Source organism: Companilactobacillus sp. HBUAS59699, assembly GCF_036913575.1.
Classification (GTDB): Bacteria; Bacillota; Bacilli; order Lactobacillales; family Lactobacillaceae; genus Companilactobacillus.
The window spans coordinates 412,288-432,765 of the sequence record NZ_JAYKTV010000002.1; the positions used below are offsets into that span (position 1 = coordinate 412,288).

Genomic DNA, 20,478 nt, shown 5'->3' on the forward strand with positions numbered 1-20,478 from the left:
GTCGTTGAGGTATTTTGAGCAATCAAAATATAAATTAGGGTGGTACCACGGTAATCGTCCCTACATTGCAGAGTAATTCTGTGTATGTAGGGACGATTTTTTTTTGGATTAATGAGGTTATGGAGGAAAATATAATGACAAAAACACAAACTAAAATTGGATTTCAACATGTAGGAAGTTTCTTAAGACCCGCTGAATTAAAGCAGGCACGAAAAGACTACCAAGAGAACAAAATAAACCACGATCAATTACGACAAGTTGAAGACGCCTGTATCAAGCACTTAGTTGAACAACAAAAAGCAGCCGGCTTAGACTACGCAACTGATGGCGAATTCCGTCGTTCATATTGGCATCTAGATTTCTTCTGGGGCTTTGAAGGTGTTAGCCACACTCATAACGGTGAAGGATATGATTTTTCTAAAGGACGTTCACGAGATGATACAGCCGTATTAACTGATCGTATTAGTTTTGACAAGAATACTCATCCCTTTATCGATGACTTCAAGTATTTGAAATCCGTCACTGATGAACTCGGCGGCATCCTCCCTAAACAAACCATCCCCGCTCCCGCACAACTCTATCGTGAATTGACTCGTGACAAGAATCAAGAAGCCTTAGACAGGATCTATCCTAATGAAGAAGACCTATACACTGATATCGAACAAGCTTATCACGATGCTATTATCGCATTTTATGAAGCCGGTGCCCGCGTGATCCAATTGGATGACTGCTCTTGGGGTCGATTACTAGATAGTAAGTTCTTAGCTACTGACGAAGGCAAAAAATTAGTCAAGGAACGCGTTCAAGATACCTATCTGGAACTAAACAACGGTGCCATCAAGGATCTACCCGATGACCTAACTATCAACACACACGTTTGTCGAGGCAACTTCCATTCAGACTTCCTATTCTCTGGTGGCTATGCTCCTGTAGCAGACAATTTATTTGGTCAAGAAAATGTGGACACATACTTCCTAGAATACGATTCTGACCGTGCCGGCGGTTTCGAACCACTAGCTAAGGTTTCCGGAGACAAGCGCGTTGTTCTCGGTCTCATCACTTCCAAAAAGGGAGAACTAGAGGATCGTCAAGTCATCATCGATCGTATCAAAGAGGCTAGCCAATACCTGCCACTTGATAGATTATGGCTCTCAACCCAATGTGGATTTGCTTCAACTGAAGAAGGAAACATCATCACCGAAGAACAACAATGGCAAAAACTCGCCTTAGTAAAATCAATTATTGACGAAGTTTGGGGCTAAACTTTAACAACAAAAAAACTTTTGAGGAGAAAAAATTATGACAAAAACACAAACTAAAATTGGATTCCAACACGTGGGAAGTTTCTTAAGACCGGATGTTTTGAAGCAAGCACGAAAGGACTTCGCTGCTGGAAATATCGATCAAACAGCTTTAACAACAATTGAAAATGAATCTATCAAGGATCTAGTAAACAAAGAGATCAATGCTGGATTAGATTACGTTACTGACGGTGAATTCCGACGTTCATACTGGCACTTGGACTTCTTCTGGGGCTTTGAAGGTATCGACCACATTCACTATGGCGAAGGTTATAACTTTGCTCACGAAGAAACACGTGACGACACCGCTATTCTCTCAGGAAAAATCAAGTTCAACAAAGAAACTCATCCGTTCATCAAACATTTTAAGTTTCTCAAATCATTGACTGATGGCACTAGCGTTGAACCTAAACAAACTATTCCTGCTCCTGCACAACTATATATTGAACTAGTCCGTGGTACCAATGCTGACAAGATCAAGGAGTTCTATGATTCTGATGAAGAATTATACGCTGATATCGAAAAAGCTTACCACGACGCTATTCTTGCCTTCTATGACGAAGGGGCACGTATTATCCAATTAGATGACTGTTCATGGGGTTTGTTCCTCGACGACAAGTTCCTAGCCACTCCTGATGGCAAAACCTACGCCAATTCAGGTATCCAAGATATCCTGCTTGAATTGAACAACGGCGCTATCAAAGATCTGCCAGAAGACTTGACCGTCAATACTCATATCTGCCGTGGTAACTATCATTCAGACTTTGCCTTTGCCGGTGGCTATGGACCTGTCGCTGACACCGTCTTCGCTAAAGAGAATGTCGATACTTACTTCCTAGAATACGATTCAACTCGTGCTGGTAATTTTGAACCACTCGCTAAAGTATCTGGTGACAAACGTGTAGTACTAGGACTTATCACTTCTAAAAAAGGTGAACTAGAAGATCGCCAAGTTATCACCAATCGTATCAAAGAAGCTAGTCAATACCTACCGCTTGATAGATTATGGCTCTCAACTCAATGTGGATTTGCCTCTACTGAAGAAGGAAATGTCTTGACCGAACAACAAGAATGGGCAAAGCTTGCTCTAGTAAAATCGATTCAAGATGAAGTTTGGGGATAAATTTATTTATAAAGTTCAAAATTGTGTTAGCGCTTCCAATATGCAGTATAATAGACTTGTAAAGAAGTTAAATATATGTTTGAGGTGTTGATCATGCTAAATATTATTGCTGATATCTTCAACAAGATCGTAGACTATACAATCAACTTCGATTGGTGGGGACTAAAGTAGCTTACGATTTTGTAAGAAGAATGTAAGTGAAACAAATGTAGATTTGATTGAAAAAACTTTAGTATATTTCTCAGGAGGTAAGGATAAATGAGAAGTCTACTAAAGTTTTTGTTGTTATCAGCTACTATTATAGGATTGGCATATGTTGGTGCATGTGCATATACAAAGGATCGTACCGATCAGTTTTCACAGGCATTGGGTCAATATAATTTCTTGGTCAAGAAGGAAGCCCGTTACGTTAAGATCGATAATGCTAAGGGTAAGGATGAAGATGGTTATGGAAATTATGATTATAATTTAACTAGCTATGATAAGGATGGTAATGAACATCCTATCCAATTCACTGGTATGGGAAAGTTGAAACAAGGCCACTTCTTAGAAGTAACAACTAAAGGGGCTTACGTTTATACTTACCGCGAGGTCTTTAAAAAAGATATGCCTAGTGATGTTTATACTAAATTGCAGGCTGAATAGTTTTTGTTTTATGCTGTCTGCCGTCTACGACTAATTTTGATAATAATATAAAGGGTACCTATGAGATTTTCTCCCATGGGTACCCTATTTTTTGAATTCTTTATTATAGATTTACATCTTCTGCCTTTACAAACTCATTTGTGGCTACACGATAGTACTTTTCACCATTGATGACTCCATAACGATCCGTCTTATATGATGAATTAGTTGGTAGTTCGATCGTTGTTAAATTACCTTTTTCATCATAAATAGCGGTCGTGTTATTTGTCAAAATTACTGGTGAATCATATGTATACTCGTAAACATTATTGGCATTAACGAATTCATTCGTGGCTACACGATAATACTTCTCGCCGTTAATATAAACCGTTCGATCACTGAACCAGTCAGTGGCAGGTTTAAGCTCTCGGCTTAGTGCTTTACCGTGGACATTTGTTAATGAACCGTAGTTGTCCTTATATACTCTGACATATGTGTTACGGGCAACATAGACGTAAACATCATTGGCACTTACCCACTTGCCAGTTGAGACACGGTAGTACATCTTGCCGTTTAGGATCATCTTCTTGTCGTTATACCAACTGGTGTTGGGAGCTAAGAATTCTCCATCGATCAAGTTGCCGTCGTAGTCATATAGCTGTACTTTTGGCTGATCACTGTATGTTGCGGATGTTTGGTTGATGTCGTCTACTTCGCGATCCGGTTTGGTTGTTGATGATGAGGCAGATGAACCACTGTTGCTATTATTATCTGATGGTGTTGTTGGAACGTAGGTTTTGTAATGCACATCTAAGAAGTCAGTAACCTCATATCCTTCTTTACTTAATACAGGCGATAAATAACCCAACATAAAAATAATACTTTGTTTCAGTGGATTCTTAGCATCCACTGAACCTTTTTCAGATAAAAGTTCAGTTATTTTGGTTAGGTTCATTGAACCAGCACCCTCTGCGAAAGCATCTAGATTAAATTCTGTTTTATCAGGATCCAAATTGTTCTCATCATAGGATAACTGATTTAATTGATTAATAATATCGGTATTATTACTTACATCACCAGGATTTGCGGGTACTTTTAATTGAATAACTTGAGGTTTAGCTGAATTATCATCATAAGTGATATTTATATCTAATGTATAAGGTTTTAAGGTTTCAACAAAAGCATCAATAGTTTGCTTCTCCCCAGCGGAATAATCCACAATTATAGGATTATCGCTTACCAAACCATATCCGGGTATCTGTGGAATCGTCATTCTAGTCTTATCTTTATTACCTGAAAGTGTTTTAGACTTAATTGGATTAGTAGTCTTGGGATCTTGACCCTTAAGAAAATAGTTGACTGTATAAGTAACTGTAGGTCTTGGAACTAAACTCCATGTTTGAATACCATCTGGAGCATTATCAGTGTGATCGTATTTTGCAATTAAATCAGCACTAGATATAGGATCTGCTGATGGATCAGCATCGCTTACCCATCCTAAATATTCAGATTCATCAAAGTTCAATCCGCTCTCCAACAAATTCAAATTGGGATTTAACGTTAATGATTTGATTTTTGTAGACTTGCTACTATCACCACTCCAGTTATCCTTAAATCGAAGCATATTTGTATTATCATTACCAGTAACATCATCAACATTATACTCAAAACTAGATAAATCCAAAGATTCTAAACTAGTATCTCCATCAAATAATTGTCCCATATTATTTACTTCTGAAGTGTCTACTCCATCCAAAATAATTTTATTTAAAGACTCATCACCAGAGAACATATCTCTGATATCAAGATTCACATTTGAACTTTTATGAAAATGAAAGCCAGACATATTGACCTCCGTTAGCTCAGGGCAATTACTAAACAAACCAGAGTAGTTAGAGTTATTAGGGAAATCAAATCCAGATAAATTTACACTTTTTAAATGACTACCAGAAAACATTTTGGTCATAGCAACGGCTTTAGAAAAATCCAAAGTTGAAAAGTCAAAATTCGTCAGTCCTGATCCGCTAAACATTTCACTAAAAAAAGTAGTATCAGAAGTATCGAACATATCTTTCATATTTCCTAAATCCGTTAATGCTGATGAATTATAAAACAAATAACCAATACTATCCCCAGCTTTAACTTTCCCATCAAATTGAATTGAAGTAATATCCTGCACGTGGTTTCCCCAATTACTTGGGTCATAAGGTAGTCCTGCCCAATTACCACCATCAATATGAAGTACTCCCTTACTGTTAATGTACCAGGAACTACCTTTTACTTCTGAGCCACCCTTATATCCAGCACCTATATTGCCGGAAGCAATATTACTGGTATCATAAATCCCACCAGCATTTGAATCAGAGACATCCGTCGTATTCGTTATACCTTCTTGTTCATTAGAATCTATTCTCAGGTTATCATCTCTTTGAATTGAACCATTAGAACCATCGTACCCTACATTGCCAGAATCATTTTTTTCAAGATTATTATCCTGACCATTATCAACAATATTTTCACTTGATTGTTGCTTATTATTCGGATCCGCAGAACCAGGCTCAACGTTGATAGTTCCAGTATTTGCTGTAGTGTCACCTTGTGGTGCCTGCGTATCTTGACTAACCGTCTCCGTTTGTGTGATATTCGAGTCCGTATTATCGTCGGCCTTGGCTGTAAGAGTCTGACTAGATAATAAAGTTACCCCTCCAATAAAAGCTATCGTAGATGCTACGACCCAGTTCTTTCTGGCTTTATACATCTTTTTCTTAACGATAGCGTTTGGCTTACGTTTCAACTGTTCAAATCTCATACCATTAACTCCCTATAATTAATCCCATTCAAGGTTAATGGTATACCTATAAATAAAAAAAGAATATGACATTTTGCCATAAAAAAAGAGCCAACAGACATTATCCGTTGGCTCAAACTAACTAATTACTTAGCAGCTTTTTCTTCACGACTCTTAAGGAATTCTTTAACGGCTTGGGCTTTTGCCATGCGTTCTTCACCGTTCTTAGCGTTAACGGGACGGCGGTGGCCTGTATAGCCTTTATGTGTATTTTGTGACATCTAAATCCCTCCTCCCTTTTCTAGTATTGTCTTATTATTCAACCCTATTATTGTAAAGGAATATGTCAAATTATTCAACAACTATTTACCTATTATATAAAAAAGAACCAATTGATTGCAAGCATCAATTGGTCCAAAACCGTATCAATTGTTTTCAAATATAACTAAGCTTCCTTAGCTTCTAACTTTGTAGCTTTAGATTCTTCTTTAGCAACTTTTTCCTCTTCATATGCTTTTGAATGAACGCGGAATGCTAATAGGAATCCTAAGATAGCCAATACTAATGTAAAGGCGAATCCATAATGAGCACCATTGGTGAATGCCAAGGCAGTTGAATGTCCGCCATTAGCGAAGTAATTGTTTTGACCTGTACTCAAGAGAATTGTAGCGATACCAGTAGCGACAGCACCGATGACTTGTTGGAATGTGTTGATAATTGCAGAGCCGTCAGCTGATTGATATTCGTTCAATGAATTCAAACCATAAGTTTGTGATGGTGACATTGCTAGTGGAACACCGATCATAAGAACGATATGGGCACCAATAATGTAACCTAGTGAACTGTTTTGGTTACTAAATAGGAACATTACAGCACCAATTGCTGAAATCAAGAAACCTAAACGTGCCATCCATTGGGCACCGATACTATCATAGGCACGACCAGCACCGAATGATACTAATGCGTTGACGATACCACCTGGCAACATAACCATACCAGTTAAGGCTACGGCTACGCCCAGTCCGTTTTGTAAGTACATTGGTAGTAAGTACATGGCTGACAATGTAATACCGAAGTTGATCATGACTAGCACTGAGCCAGTAACGAATTCAGATCTACGTAAAACAGCGAAGTCCAAAGTTGGCGTCTTAGCGTGTATTTGTTGTCTGATGTAGACGACCAAGATGATCAAACCGGCGATCAAGGATACTACCGCAACAGGAATACTGTTAGTTAGGTAGCTGATACCGAAGACGATCAAACCAAAACTGACAGTTGATAAAGCAATAGCTAGCCAATCAACAGCTGGTTTAGTAACTTCGAAGACATTTGTTAAATTCTTTTCCATAAAGATCAAGCCGATCAATAGGAAGACGATGAAGGAAACGAAAATCCATCTCCATGATAAAACACCCAAGATAATACCGGAAATTGTAGGTCCGATAGCTGGGGCAAACATAATAACAAGCGCAGCGACACCTAAGGCAGCACCTAACTTGTTAGGTGGGAAGATTCTCATAGCGATCGAGAACATCAATGGCAAGATGATACCAGTAGCGATACCTTGGATCATACGACCGATCAATAGAATTGCGAAGCTTGGCGCAATTGCGGCGATTATTGATCCAACGATGAAATCAATAAGACCGAATCTAACTAATCCCCTAGTAGAAAAATGTTTAGTTAGTAAACTTGAAAGTGGTAGAACAATCGCGATAACAAGCATGTAGCCTGTAACTAGCCATTGTGCAGTACCAGTTTCAACCGAAAAAGCTTTCATGATGGATGGAAGGGCGATGTTTAATGAAGTTTCACTGAACATACCTACGAATCCACCAATTAAAACACCCATTAAAGCTAAGTATGGATGAGTTGGTTTTGTGTTAATTTGAGATTTACTCATATTTACCTCCGTTTTTGTTGCAACAGTGGATTAATATACCAGAAAAAAAATGTTTTCGTAAGTTTTTTCTGAAATTTTTTTATTTTCGGATGAAAATAGTGATGTTTGGAGGTAAAAATAGGAAGAAATCCTAACGATACAAATGAATTGACCCTGATTGCCATACGGGCAGGTTCCCATTCTAGATTATTTCCAGGACAAAATAACTCTACAAAATTTCGTAAATAAATACCGATTGAGAAAAACTTCTCAGTCGGTATTTTTTACTTTAGCGATTTATCGAACGAGCCATGCGGGCAATTGTATGACGTTCACCACGAATGGCCTTGCTCAAGGGGTAAATATTCTCCATCGGCGACTGCACACCCCAAGCTGAATCACCGATATGTTGGATATCAACGCCGATGATCTTATTTCTAATGGCAATCTGTTCAATGTAACTGGCACCTGATCCCTCTTGACTAGTGCCGATCGTACTCATGACCAGAGCATTGTTTTTATGAACCAATTTTACAATTTTTCTCAGCGTACCATCGTCTAATCCTGGCACAGTCCCAACAGCCGGAACCAGAATAACATCTGCTCCAGCGTCTAAGAATTGTTGGACTGATTCTTCACTGACGACCGGTTCATTGACACCAGCACCGTGCATCTTACCAGCAATGACTAGTCCAGAAAAATTTTCCTTGGCGATTTTAATGTTAGATGCAATTTGTTCATTCGTGACCCCAGTACCTGGATTACCCGTTAAAACCACGAAGTTGAAGCCGAGCTTTTCCGCTTCTTGAAGTGACTTCTGACTAGCTGTCCGACCCTCAGGTATCGTTAATCTGTCCTCAGCCATATCAGCATCAGGATCGACTGGTTCTAGATTGACACCAATTGGTCGGCCGGTTAGTTTTTGTAGACGCTTGATACTTTGCCCATCATGATGAATTACCGCATCCTCACCTTCGTATAATCCGAAGATAGCTGGATTGAAGACATCAAGCATGTTAAGTAAGATCATGTCCGCTCCGAACGCCGCTGCGATTTCTGAAGTAGTGATCTTATCGAAGCTCATCACACCGTGATTTACGATGTTCTCACTTACGATCACCCTGCCTTCACTGGCCTTGATACTTTGCTTGAGTTCTTTGCCGTTCATTTTTAGGATTTCACTTGGATTGGCGCTTAGTAGTCTTTTTGTCATTTTTTGTCTCCTGTTGGTGGTGTTTAGTATCAATTATAGTATGAACTTGGTACATAAAAAGCCTCCATTCTACATAAATGTGGAAATGGAGGGATTAGTTTCTAATAATAATACTATTTTCTGGTTAATCTTTAGTTTATAGCACTCTAATTTTCGAAGAAATCTTCATCAATTTCGAATAACTCAAAGCTATCCTTCACTTGAATACCGACATGATACTGAAGCATTAATTCAGTTAATTGAATACCATCAATTAACACAATTGAAAAACCCTTAGCTGTTTCAATTGCATTTTTGGAGAAACTGGATGTAGTAATAAAAACGCCACGATCAGCATGAATTCTAGACAGTGATCCAAAAAAGGTGTCTATCATTGGGCGTTGAACTACATTATCTGAATTATATCTTTTTGCTTGAATATAAATAGTGTTCGTACCCAAAGCATCTTGATTAATAACACCATCAATTCCACCATCATTAGTACTTTGAGTAACTCTTGCAGTCCCATTAGGTCCACGGTAGCCCATTGCTACTAGTAACTTCACAACTAGATTTTCAAAAAATCTAGGATCAGCAGCCTGAATTCTACGTAACAATTCCGTTGCTACCTGATTGTTATATCCTGTCACTGTCTCTGAAATATTTTCAGATATATCTTCGAATGACTCTGAGTCTTTGTCGTTTACATCAATATTGCTTCGTTTATTTCGTTCCTTTAATTCATTCTTATGCTCTTGATATTTGGGTAAATTATGTATGAAAGTAACATCTATTGTATCATTACCCTTTAATAGCTTTTTACCCAAATCAGTAATCACATACACTCCACGTTTAGGACGATCAAAGATACCTGCAGTGTAACTCTCACTAAGTCCCCACCCTGCTCGATTCTCAATCATATTATCCATATTAGATGAATCATAAGTAGTATTACGCAATTCTTCAGGCAGTCCAATAGCATCCGCAGCCATTTTCTTTATTTGTTTACCTGAATATTCTTTGCCATCAGCCATTAAATTCATTAACACTACAACCATGGCATCCCAAGTAGGTAAACCATGTTTTCCTAATTTCATATCCCTATAATCAAAATCCATATTTATTGCCCGTTTCATTTTTAATTTAAGTATAGCAAAATATTTCAATGGTTGATTTCATAAATTATTTAATAGAATTTATTTTTTAGATATTTTAGATTTGTGGTTTTTATCGTTTATATTTTGAAACAAAATACTTTAGGACTAAAGTTAAATAAATGGTTAAATTATCATCTTACAATTAAATTTGATTTTATATTAATACGTTATAACTATTTAAATACATTACACATAGAATAATTATTATCAAAATATTAATTATTTCCAGTCCACAAACTTGGGAACAACGAAAGTTGGGTGATGTTGCAAATATTGTTCGTGGAGCCAGTCCTAGACCAATAAAAAATCCAAAATGGTTTGATAATGAAAGTGATATTGGCTGGTTAAGAATATCAGATGTAACAGAGCAGAATGGTAGAATTCATTATTTAGATCAACATATTTCCAAAATGGGACAAGCAAAGACGCGCATAATAACTAAAAAGCATTTATTACTTAGTATAGCAGCAACCGTTGGTAAACCTGTTATAAATTATGTTAAAACAGGAGTACACGATGGGTTTTTAATATTTCTAAATCCACTGTTTGATATAGAGTTCATGTTCCAGTGGCTAGAGATGTTTCGACCTAATTGGGATAAGTATGGTCAACCTGGTAGCCAAGTAAATTTGAATTCTGATATTGTAAAAAAGCAAGAGGTTTTTTTACCAAATAAAGACGAGCAAAAAGAAATAGGAAAATTATTAGATCAGATAGATAAGTTATATGATCTGCAACAGCGGAACTATTCGCTAATTAAATTACAAAAAGAATTTCTCATGCAAAATATGTTTCCAACAAAGTCTAATTTAGAACCTAAAATAAGATTTAATACATTCAATGAATCATGGTCAAGAAAAAAATTAGGTGATTATTTAAAAATTCCAGATAAAATTAAAGTAGATGTTAAAAATACTCGAGAAATAATGACACTTAAACTTAATCTAGGAGGAATTAGTACTGATTCATCAAGAAAAACATTATCTTTGGGATCTACAACGTACTACAAAAGACGGTCAGGACAATTTTTATATGGTAAACAGAACTTCTTTAATGGGTCAATGGCTATAATACCCGATAAATTTGATGGAAAAGTGACATCTGGGGATGTTCCAGCGTTAGATATAGTCGATGTAGATTCTCTTTATCTTTATCAATATGTATCAAGACATGACTATTGGAAAAAAGCTGAAGGTATGGCGACTGGCACAGGCTCAAAGCGTATTCATGAATCCACATTACAAAAACTTCCTATTACCGTTCCCAATAAAAAAGAACAAGCATTAATTGGAATTATGCTTAATAAATCTAACGAATTTATTAAGGTACAAGAATTAGAATTGAAAAATTTGGAAATATTGAAAAGATATCTACTGCAAAAACTATTTGTCTGAATACAGGGTAATATACTTTTTACATCAACTTAGACATTTGAAACATTATTTTTTCATTATCCTGAGTTTCTAATTCTTGGATAATATGTAAATAAGTATTTTGGGTAGTAGTTATATTAGCATGTCCCAATCTACGTGCCACACTGGCGATTGATACGCCAGCAAATAACAGCACCGAGGCATGTGTATGTCTAAGTCCATGAACAGTTATAACAGGCACATTAGCATTCTCACAAAGTACGGCCAATCTATTATTAACTGTGGAATTAAAAATTCGCTGCTTCACAAAAATAGGTTTGTCTTCAGGTAATTCTCTAATCATTTGTGAGAATTGTATGGACAATTGCCAGTCCATTTGTACTTTTCTCACAGATGAAGGATTTTTGGTTGGTTGAAAACCCCCGCTGGTTGCACGATAATTCCATGTTTTATTAATATTTATAAGTTGCTTTGTAAAATCAAAATCTTTAGGTGTTAAAGCTAGAGCCTCCGCAAAACGTAATCCAGTCTTAGCGACCAGTAGAATATACCAGTCCCAGTTAATTACGGGTTCTAAATTCAATTGTCTGATTAATTGCTGCAATTCATGTTCATTCAAAAACTTAGGTTTCTTTTTACCTGGTTTTTTACCCTTAATAATTATTTTTCTTGTAGGATTCTGCTTTATTAGTCCTTCATCGAGGGCATCCATTATTGCTCCCTTAACTTGATGATGAAAATCTTTGGTAGTCTGTTTTTCATGTTCCAAGGCATAATTATTAATTAGCTCCTGATAACTTCTTCGTGTTAAATCACAAAGACGTAAATCAGGAGCTATTTTAGTTACCCATTTCAAACTCATATAGTACTTGTTCAAAGTAACAGATCTAATCGCATTTACCTTATATAAATGGATCCAATCCTCGTAATACTTATAAAATAGTTGTGTTGATGTTCTTTTTGGCACGAAAAAAAACCTCCGAATAATTTTTGACATCAATATGTCATTATTTATTATCCGAAAGTTTTGTATTTTTATTGTTTAATTATTCGAATTTTAGATGAAAAGTTTTTGGAATAGATATTTTTTTATCAAATTAAAAGTTTCAGATTGTATTTTCATTAATTTAATTACATTATCCGTACTATTGATGAGTTTTCCAATGTTTTTTTGCTCTTTCATAGACGGAATTTTTATCATCATTTTTGTCATTTGCTTTCCTGATACTTCAATAAAGGTAGAACCGGCACCATGTATTTCACCGTATTTTTTCAATTTTGAAGAATGAGCATAAATAAAATAACTATCGAGTTCATTTTTGTGGGGAACAATTGATTGAAACCCCTGATTGGTTGTTCCCACTTTTCCTAGAATAGCTGTACTGCCAATTCCAGCTCTTGAAGTGAATAGAAGAGTTCCTATTGGAAGCAAGTGAGCTGAACTTTTTCTAAGTCCTAAATCTGTGATTTTTTTCATACTATCATTTACATATATTTTTTCTCCAACTTCCGCTGGAGTGTACCAGTTTATATCACCATTCCAGTATTCAGCATTCGAAGTGCTGGGTGTTCCACCGCCGACAATATCCGCTACCTTTCCAAGTTGAATTTTCTCCCATTCATTATTAAATTCCAGATATCTAATCTTGGGAAAGTTAGAATCATCTGATGGTAATAATTTTTGTAAAAGACCTTTCCTTAACTTTACATAAAGCCTAAGTTGATCCTGTTGCAGATCAAGAAGATGATTAATGAGTTTCAAAATGGTTCCTATCTTTGTCTGTTCTGATAATTTGGGTATTAGAATTTCAGCATGCTTTATATCATTTGAACTTATTGATTCAAAGGTAGATCCTGTACTTATCTTTTTCCAATAATTAAATAACTTCATTTTTACTAGCATTTGATATATATAATAGTTCCCATTTATTCCAGCCACTCCTCTACCAATGACTACCTCATAGTCCGTTGTGGCAACATCTCCTACGGATGCTCTAACACTTAAGATAATTGTTCCTCGTGGTACTAGTTTTGTTACTTGCTTTGTCCAAACTCGTGGATTAACTTTATTATTTTTGATATCTGCATTCCCCTGAACCAAAATAAAATCGTTTGGATTTCGAGTATAATTAGATGAACTGGGAGATTGTCCCATAATAATTTTTACGATATCTCCAAGCTTGCGTTGTTCCCAATCATCAGTAAACCCTTTAAACCGCACTTCAGGTACACGTTTATCCATTATGTTTCACCTCGTCATCTAACATAGAAATGAAATCATTAAGGTCATTTTGAATTTTTTCATCAGAAGAAGTGAGTTCTTTCATCATTGAAAGTAACTCCTTTTTATTTTCTTCAATTTTTTTATTATTCTCTTTTATTTGTTTAGTTATATCTCCTAAATCAATTTCTGGTTCCGGTTCAAAAGTATCTACATATCTTGGTATATTTAAATTAAAGTCATTCTCTTTAATTTCATCCATCGTAGCAACATGAGCATACTTATCGACATCTTTTCTATCATTATATGTATTAACAATTTTATCAATATCTTGAGGTCGAAGGATATTTTGATTCTTTCCCTTTTCGAAATCACTACTTGCATCAATGAAAAGGACATCTTTATTTGTCTTGTTCTTCTTCAAAACCATAACAACAGTTGGAATACCGGTTGAGTAGAACAGTCCTGCTGGTAAGCCAATAATTGCATCAATTTGGTTTTTCTCTAATAGTGCACGACGAATTTTTTCTTCTTTAGCACCACGGAACAAGACACCGTGTGGTAGAACAATTGCCATCGTTCCCTTTGAACTTAGATGATACAGACCATGTAATAGGAAAGAATAATCAGCTTTTGTTTTTGGAGCTAGGCCACCATAATCTTTGAAACGTGGATCTTTCATCTTATTATCGTTGTTATCCCAATGTGCTGAATACGGAGGATTCGCGACTACCATATCAAAACTTCTTGGATGGTCAACACCTTGAGCATCGATCCCATCAGGCCAGTCACTTTCCAGTGTATCCGCATTTCTCAAATCCATATTCATATATGAAACATCATGCATCATCAGATTCATACGAGCCAAGTTATACGTTGTTGTATTCAATTCTTGCCCATAATAGAACAAGTGTCGATCTTTAATTTGTTCTTGAACCGTCAGTAATAGTGATCCTGAACCACAGGCGAAGTCATAAACGCTGGGTTTAGTCTCTTCTGGATCTAATCCTTGAACCACTAACTTGGCTAAAACTTCAGAAACTTGGTGAGGTGTATAGAATTCTCCCGCCTTTTTACCAGAATTACCAGCAAATTGAGCAATCAAGAATTCATAAATATCACCCAAAATATCGTGTCCATCATCATCTTTGTATTGAACTTCATCAACTAAATTAACGATTTCTGTTAGTGCTTTGGCACGAGCAGCAGTTGTTTGACCCAATCTAGAATTACCAAGATTCATGTCCGCAAAAACTCCATGAAAATCTTGTTTAGCATTTCTATTTAAGTCAACATTACGATTGAAATCGTCTAACATATCTTGAAAATCTGATGGAGCGATTGAATTATCGTTAACCTTATTAACAATTGTTTGCCATGTGTATTGTGGTGCAATTGCATATCCCAATGAGTCGGCAAGATCTTCAAGATAATAACTTAGATCATCCCCACCGGCCTGTTCCATATAAGCATCGTTAACGTCTTGTCCTTCCTCAATATCTAATAAATCATTCTGTACCATACGTTGTTCTTGATGCTCTGATAAATAACGATAAAACATAAATCCCAAAATATAATTTCGATATTCACTAGCATCCATATTGCTACGAAGCCTGTTGGCCATTTCCCAAATTTGACTAGTTATTTCTTGTGCTTTACTCATAATTTCTCCTAATATTTATCAACCATTTGGTCAGCAAATTTTCTAGATTCTCTTCTCAACTCAGTTCTGTATCTGATCTTAGGTAATTTCCTAACCTCTTCTGAATCAGAATCAGTGCGGTAAACAAAAGTACCTTCTCTAATTATTTCATCCAGAACGCCATCTATATTTAGATCATCTGCTGCTTTAACATGATTCTCAATTATTTCATTAATTGTTTGTGAGGAATCTATATCAGCTAGTCCCCACTTCTTCTTGAAGTCAAAAATATCATTTCTTAAACGATTAGCGTTATGTCCGGAAACTAAATCCTTAATATCTGTTTGACTAACTGGGTAGTTATTGTGACTTACATTGTCACTCAATACGTCATCAGCGAATCGATTGATTTGTTCCGCATATTTACGATCATCGACCTTATCAGAGATCGACTTAATTTCCTTAGCGGTTTTTTGAGCTGCTTCTGAATCACCGTTATGATGTTGGTTCATAAGATCTGCTATCAGTTCATCCAAGTAATTGTAATTAACCTTAACGGCTTTTATATGTTCAATTTGTAAATCAATTTGTGACATATCAACATTTCTAATTATGCTAATTTTCTTTTTAATATCGTTAGCTAATGAAGTGGTCAGAACTTCTTCAGTGTCTAAGTCCAGACCTATTTCAGTCAACAATTTTTCAGGGTGATTGTCGTCATAATTGTCGTCCTGCTTAATCATCGCCATTAAATGATTATACTTGCCTAATTCTGAATATACTTCTTCAACTTTGTTTTGATCATCAACATTAGGAGTTTCGGTAAAACCGTTAGTATGTTCTGATAATTGTTCAACAACGTCTTTTAGTTTCTCTTCAATTTTTTCATATGGATCAACTATTACTGCTGGCGGTACCTCTACATCAATATTAGCGGAATCAGGATTAGCGTATAAAGCCAAGGCGGCGTTCATAACATCCTCTGTATGGTGAGGCCAGCGGTAGTTGACAATGTGACCAAACGGCTTAGTCAGCATGTCATAAACTCGATTAGTCCTTGAATACGCTTGAATCAATGCCGCACCCTTCAATGTCCGATCAACATAAAGTGTATTCAATTGTGGGGCATTAAATCCTGTTAACAATTGATCGACAACAATAACAATATCGAGATACTTACCATCATCAATTGTTCTATTTAACCTAGAAACAACTTGAGCCGCATACTCTTTTACCTGAGTATCATCAAAGCTCGTTCCAAATTCCTTATTATAGTCTTCCATTACTTCACGCAAGGCTTCGTTATTCTTTAATTGCTTGTCACTATTAGATGTATCCTGACTGAAAGTTATTCCAATCTTCAATGGTTTTTCTAACTCTTTATTTCTCTTCTTGAATTCTCGATAATACTCCATCGCCATGGGTGTCGATGCTTTGCCCCCACCAACATGAGTTGTAAACAATGCATTGTATTCTCCATGACGAGAACGTTTATTCCAATTCTTAATTATGTCATCAACAACCAGTTCTATGTGATTATGATTATTGTCGTAAACCGATGGCACAATCATATCATCCATATCTTCATCCGCCATATTATCTATTTTGGCATCAACGTCTTCATCGGAAATTCCTGGATATCTATTTTTAAAATATGCAGGCAAATATTGATCACGTAAAACTGAATCAGATAATGTTGTTTCAAAATCAACTTTAAATCCTAAAACATTTCCATCTGAAATAGCGTTACGAATTGTGTATGCATGAATTAAATCTCCAAATATATCCTTAGTAGTTGGGGAGGTTTCAAACACCGGAGTTCCAGTGTATCCAACCCAGGCAGATTTTCTGAATCCTTTTTTGATTCGTTCCAGCATATCTCCTGAAGTCGAACGATGTGCTTCATCGACAATAAACACAATATTCTTGTCTATTGGTTTGAAATTATCAGATCGTACAACTGAATCCATTTTCTGTGTAGATGTGACAATTATTCCATTACCCTTTTTCTTTAACTTCTTCACTAGGGCCCAGCGATTAGCCGTATCCGTTACGACACCACCGTTACTGTCTTCAGTATTTTCGGGATCATAGGCTTTATACTCATCAACTGTTTGATTAGTCAGCGCCACACGATCTACTAAGAAAACAACTTTATCTACATTAGGTAATCTTGATGCTAGCCAAGCAGCTTTAAACGAACTGATTGTTTTACCAGATCCTGTTGTGTGCCAAACATAGCCAATTCTCTGATCATCAATACCAAACATATGTTGGCGAATTTTACGAATAACTCTTTGTGTCGCATACACTTGATACGGTCTCATTGCTTTGATCATTTGATGTCTGGGCGTACCATCTAGAATCATGTAATTAGTCGCCATTTGATGTGCCATGGGTATTGACAGCATACTATTAGCGAATACTCGCCAGTCACGCACCGGACTATTGTTATCAGCTTTTTGCCAACGAAAGGCAAAGTCCGTATTGAACTTGTCAGCAGTTGAATTAGCCATATAACGAGCATCGTGTGGTGTAATAGATACTAAGATCTGTAGAGTTGAAAAAATATCTGAATATTGATTTTCTTCTATATATTGATGCATTTGATTCAAGGCTTCTTTAGTATCATGGCCATCAGCCTTTTCTTCAATTTGAATTATAGGTAATCCATTAATCAACAATGTAATATCAAAGCGGCGATTCTTACGACCAGGAATTACTGCCGGACGTTCAATTTGATTAACGATCTGATAAACAGTGTTCCCAGCGCCGATGTTATCTTGATCAAAGACTTTCAAATAAACGTGCTGTCCATCATCACGATCTATCTCTATCTGTGAAATACCATTCATTCCATATAAAAATTGCCCCGCCTGATAAGGTGTTTCTAGTTGTCCAATAATTATTTTTATTTGTTTAAACTCACCGTCTGTAAGTGGAGAATCCAATCTATCTTGATTATTTTGTTCAATAATATTTTTGAAATTATCCCACAAACCATCCGTAGTCTTGATTTCCGGTACATAGTCCCATTGCTTTGTACCACCTAGATTCACTAAATAATCAATTAGCTTATTTTCAAATTTAAGTTCATCAGTTTCTCTCCCCATAATATCCTCCGCATAACTTTGACCTAAAAGAATACACTATTACTTTTCATTTTATCAGATATGAGTTAATTAAAAGAATTTTAGTTCGTATAAAATGTAATAAATCTCGTAATTTATATATGGAGGGAATTTAAAACTCCCAAAAAAATATGAGGTGAAATATGAATTTAAAAGAGCTACTATACACAGTTATGGAACAATACCCTATCGAATCAAGGAAAAATTATGCAAACAACGACCTTGCTAAGACAATAAGATCAGGATTAGATAATTCAGTCGGAGAAGATTTTCTTCCTACAAAAATGAAGTTTAAAGGTTCTGCGGGAACCAGCAAATGGGCCACTATTCCTTGGATGGGAATATTTGATCGTGATATATCAAACGGACCTTCATCAGGAGTTGGTGTTGTTTATTTGTTTACAAGTGATGGGAATCATGTATATCTGTCACTAGATCAAAGCTGGACTTTATATCATAAGAAATATAAAAAAGATGCCTATCAGAAAATAAAACAAGTTTCCAAGTTAATTCAATCTGAATTAACTTCAATAACTACAAGAATGAATACCGATACTATTATGTTGACAGAATATAGAAAAAGCACCGGACTTCCCCAAGGATACGAGTTAGGAAATATTGTAAGTATAAAATATGACAAAAATAATCTACCTAATAACAATGTTCTCCTTGATGACCTAAGACAAATGATTAAAGTCTTCGAAGAGTTGAAAGCAAAATTATCAAAAATTTCAGATAGCTATGATACTGATGTTTTTTTAGATTAAATTAGCTTTGTACAATTAATTTAATAAAACTTTTCCCTCTGTTAATTAATAATATAATGTTTTATATAATATTAATTGTTAATAAGTGGAGGGATTTTTTATGGACTTAAAATCAAAAATTTCAAAAATACTTAATAACTTACCAAAAGAAAAAAAATCTGAATTTAAGAATAACGATCTTGCCCATTCCATAAAAAAAGGTATAAAGGATAATTTAAGTAACGATTTCTTACCTGATAATTATGAATCTCATGGATCTGCAGGAATGGGACAATGGTCCATAATCCCTTGGATTGGTATTTTCGATAAGGATATTAGTACTTCACCACAGGAAGGATTCGATATCGTATATCTTTTCTCAATTAATTCTAACTTTGTCTACTTATCTTTAAATCAAGGATGGACTTTTTATAAAGATAAATACAAAACTAAGATTGCCAAAGAAAACATTCAAAAAGTTGCTAAATATTTGGTATCGGAATTATTTATTCCATCAACCAAAATGACAAGTATCCCAATAAACTTACTTGAGGGTCAGAAGATAACAAGTACCGATTTACCTAGAGGATATGAACTAAGCAATATTATAAGTATTAAGTATGATAAAAATAATTTACCCAGTAACGATGTAATATTAACGGATCTACACGATATGATGAATGTCCTCGAACAAATAAAAAATCAATTAATATCTACAAACTTTATTGATAATATAGAATATTTTATCTCTCAAGACAGCAGCGATTCAGTTGACAAAAGTTTTAATAATCAAGCTTTTAAAATAAGTGATCCCGCAATAACAGACAATACAAAGTTCATTGGTAAAAAAATTGATTACTCTTCACGCAATGAGAAAAATTCTGATACTGGATTAATGGGCGAAAATATAGTTATGAATTTTGAAAAACGCAAACTTTCTAATTATCCCAAACTATTAAAAGAAATAGTTCACACCTCAAAAGAAGTGGGAGATGGCACTGGATATGATATTAAATCATTCCAAACGGATGGAAAAACTCTTTATATAGAGGTTAAAACTACAACTGCCAGCAGTAATACTCCATTCTTTGTTACCTCAAATGAATTAAGCGCATCAAAATATTACCAAGACAATTACATTTTATTCCGTATATATAACTTCAATTCTGATACCACAATTGATAATTTAGAATATTTCATTTTAAAAGGATCATTGGAAAATAACTCAAAAATAAATCTTGTCCCATCACAATTCACCGCAAAGATAAAAAAATAAAGCTGTCGTTGGAAAATCTCCA

15 protein-coding genes are annotated in these 20,478 nt (G+C 35.5%); 6 read left to right on the forward strand and 9 right to left on the reverse strand.

Going from position 1 to position 20,478, the window contains the following annotated elements; genetic code table 11:
* Positions 1-134 precede the first annotated feature (134 nt).
* The 3 genes from U8519_RS05620 to U8519_RS05630 all read left to right on the forward strand — a co-directional run bounded on the left by U8519_RS05620 (position 135) and on the right by U8519_RS05630 (position 3,069).
* Complete coding sequence (locus tag U8519_RS05620) at positions 135-1,262, forward strand: 5-methyltetrahydropteroyltriglutamate--homocysteine S-methyltransferase (protein WP_334329328.1); 1,128 nt, start codon at positions 135-137, stop codon at positions 1,260-1,262.
* Positions 1,263-1,296: 34 nt separating this feature from the next.
* Positions 1,297-2,424: a 5-methyltetrahydropteroyltriglutamate--homocysteine S-methyltransferase gene (locus tag U8519_RS05625; protein ID WP_334329511.1), complete on the forward strand. Its 1,128-nt coding sequence runs from the start codon at positions 1,297-1,299 to the stop codon at positions 2,422-2,424.
* Positions 2,425-2,682: 258 nt separating this feature from the next.
* The gene (locus U8519_RS05630; RefSeq protein WP_334329329.1) at positions 2,683-3,069 is read left to right on the forward strand and encodes a YxeA family protein; all 387 of its coding nucleotides are present in this window, start codon (positions 2,683-2,685) and stop codon (positions 3,067-3,069) included.
* A 103-nt stretch (positions 3,070-3,172) separates the two neighbouring features.
* Here the strand turns inward: U8519_RS05630 and U8519_RS05635 are convergent, their stop codons facing one another.
* The 5 genes from U8519_RS05635 to U8519_RS05655 form a co-directional block, all read right to left on the reverse strand.
* A complete protein-coding gene (locus U8519_RS05635; RefSeq protein ID WP_334329330.1) occupies positions 3,173-5,857 on the reverse strand; it encodes a BspA family leucine-rich repeat surface protein in 2,685 nt (894 codons plus the stop codon).
* A 125-nt stretch (positions 5,858-5,982) separates the two neighbouring features.
* The gene (locus tag U8519_RS05640) at positions 5,983-6,117 is read right to left on the reverse strand and encodes a hypothetical protein (RefSeq protein WP_281273190.1); all 135 of its coding nucleotides are present in this window, start codon (positions 6,115-6,117) and stop codon (positions 5,983-5,985) included.
* Between the two features lie 164 nt (positions 6,118-6,281).
* A complete protein-coding gene (locus U8519_RS05645) occupies positions 6,282-7,739 on the reverse strand; it encodes an MFS transporter (protein WP_334329331.1) in 1,458 nt (485 codons plus the stop codon).
* Between the two features lie 268 nt (positions 7,740-8,007).
* On the reverse strand, positions 8,008-8,931 hold the full coding sequence (locus U8519_RS05650) for a DUF7916 family protein (RefSeq protein ID WP_334329332.1): 924 nt from the start codon (positions 8,929-8,931) through the stop codon (positions 8,008-8,010).
* 146 nt (positions 8,932-9,077) lie between these two features.
* Positions 9,078-10,028, reverse strand: a complete 951-nt coding sequence (locus tag U8519_RS05655; RefSeq protein ID WP_334329333.1) for a restriction endonuclease — start codon at positions 10,026-10,028, stop codon at positions 9,078-9,080.
* A 293-nt stretch (positions 10,029-10,321) separates the two neighbouring features.
* Here U8519_RS05655 and U8519_RS05660 point away from each other — a divergent pair, with 293 nt between their 5' ends.
* Positions 10,322-11,461, forward strand: a complete 1,140-nt coding sequence (locus U8519_RS05660) for a restriction endonuclease subunit S (protein WP_442892124.1) — start codon at positions 10,322-10,324, stop codon at positions 11,459-11,461.
* Between the two features lie 19 nt (positions 11,462-11,480).
* Here U8519_RS05660 and U8519_RS05665 read toward each other — a convergent pair whose 3' ends face one another.
* The 4 genes from U8519_RS05665 to U8519_RS05680 all read right to left on the reverse strand — a co-directional run bounded on the left by U8519_RS05665 (position 11,481) and on the right by U8519_RS05680 (position 18,416).
* Complete coding sequence (locus U8519_RS05665; RefSeq protein WP_334329334.1) at positions 11,481-12,407, reverse strand: site-specific integrase; 927 nt, start codon at positions 12,405-12,407, stop codon at positions 11,481-11,483.
* Between the two features lie 90 nt (positions 12,408-12,497).
* The gene (locus U8519_RS05670; protein WP_334329335.1) at positions 12,498-13,682 is read right to left on the reverse strand and encodes a restriction endonuclease subunit S; all 1,185 of its coding nucleotides are present in this window, start codon (positions 13,680-13,682) and stop codon (positions 12,498-12,500) included.
* Complete coding sequence (locus tag U8519_RS05675) at positions 13,675-15,324, reverse strand: type I restriction-modification system subunit M (protein WP_334329336.1); 1,650 nt, start codon at positions 15,322-15,324, stop codon at positions 13,675-13,677. Before U8519_RS05675 ends, U8519_RS05670 begins: the two co-directional genes overlap by 8 nt.
* A gap of 8 nt (positions 15,325-15,332) precedes the next feature.
* A complete protein-coding gene (locus tag U8519_RS05680; protein ID WP_334329337.1) occupies positions 15,333-18,416 on the reverse strand; it encodes a type I restriction endonuclease subunit R in 3,084 nt (1,027 codons plus the stop codon).
* 161 nt (positions 18,417-18,577) lie between these two features.
* Between U8519_RS05680 and U8519_RS05685 the strand changes: the two genes are divergently transcribed.
* A complete protein-coding gene (locus U8519_RS05685) occupies positions 18,578-19,201 on the forward strand; it encodes an MrcB family domain-containing protein (RefSeq protein ID WP_334329338.1) in 624 nt (207 codons plus the stop codon).
* Positions 19,202-19,301: 100 nt separating this feature from the next.
* Positions 19,302-20,456, forward strand: a complete 1,155-nt coding sequence (locus U8519_RS05690; RefSeq protein WP_334329339.1) for an MrcB family domain-containing protein — start codon at positions 19,302-19,304, stop codon at positions 20,454-20,456.
* Positions 20,457-20,478: the final 22 nt, after the last annotated feature.

Coding starts and splice junctions, on each gene's coding strand:
- U8519_RS05630 (WP_334329329.1), top strand. CDS start 2,683: ATGAGAAGTCTACTAAAGTTTTTGTTGTTATCAGCTACTATTATAGGA.
- U8519_RS05675 (WP_334329336.1), bottom strand. CDS start 15,324: ATGAGTAAAGCACAAGAAATAACTAGTCAAATTTGGGAAATGGCCAAC.
- U8519_RS05670 (WP_334329335.1), bottom strand. CDS start 13,682: ATGGATAAACGTGTACCTGAAGTGCGGTTTAAAGGGTTTACTGATGAT.
- U8519_RS05690 (WP_334329339.1), top strand. CDS start 19,302: ATGGACTTAAAATCAAAAATTTCAAAAATACTTAATAACTTACCAAAA.
- U8519_RS05635 (WP_334329330.1), bottom strand. CDS start 5,857: ATGAGATTTGAACAGTTGAAACGTAAGCCAAACGCTATCGTTAAGAAA.
- U8519_RS05645 (WP_334329331.1), bottom strand. CDS start 7,739: ATGAGTAAATCTCAAATTAACACAAAACCAACTCATCCATACTTAGCT.
- U8519_RS05685 (WP_334329338.1), top strand. CDS start 18,578: ATGAATTTAAAAGAGCTACTATACACAGTTATGGAACAATACCCTATC.
- U8519_RS05655 (WP_334329333.1), bottom strand. CDS start 10,028: ATGGATTTTGATTATAGGGATATGAAATTAGGAAAACATGGTTTACCT.
- U8519_RS05680 (WP_334329337.1), bottom strand. CDS start 18,416: ATGGGGAGAGAAACTGATGAACTTAAATTTGAAAATAAGCTAATTGAT.
- U8519_RS05650 (WP_334329332.1), bottom strand. CDS start 8,931: ATGACAAAAAGACTACTAAGCGCCAATCCAAGTGAAATCCTAAAAATG.
- U8519_RS05640 (WP_281273190.1), bottom strand. CDS start 6,117: ATGTCACAAAATACACATAAAGGCTATACAGGCCACCGCCGTCCCGTT.
- U8519_RS05620 (WP_334329328.1), top strand. CDS start 135: ATGACAAAAACACAAACTAAAATTGGATTTCAACATGTAGGAAGTTTC.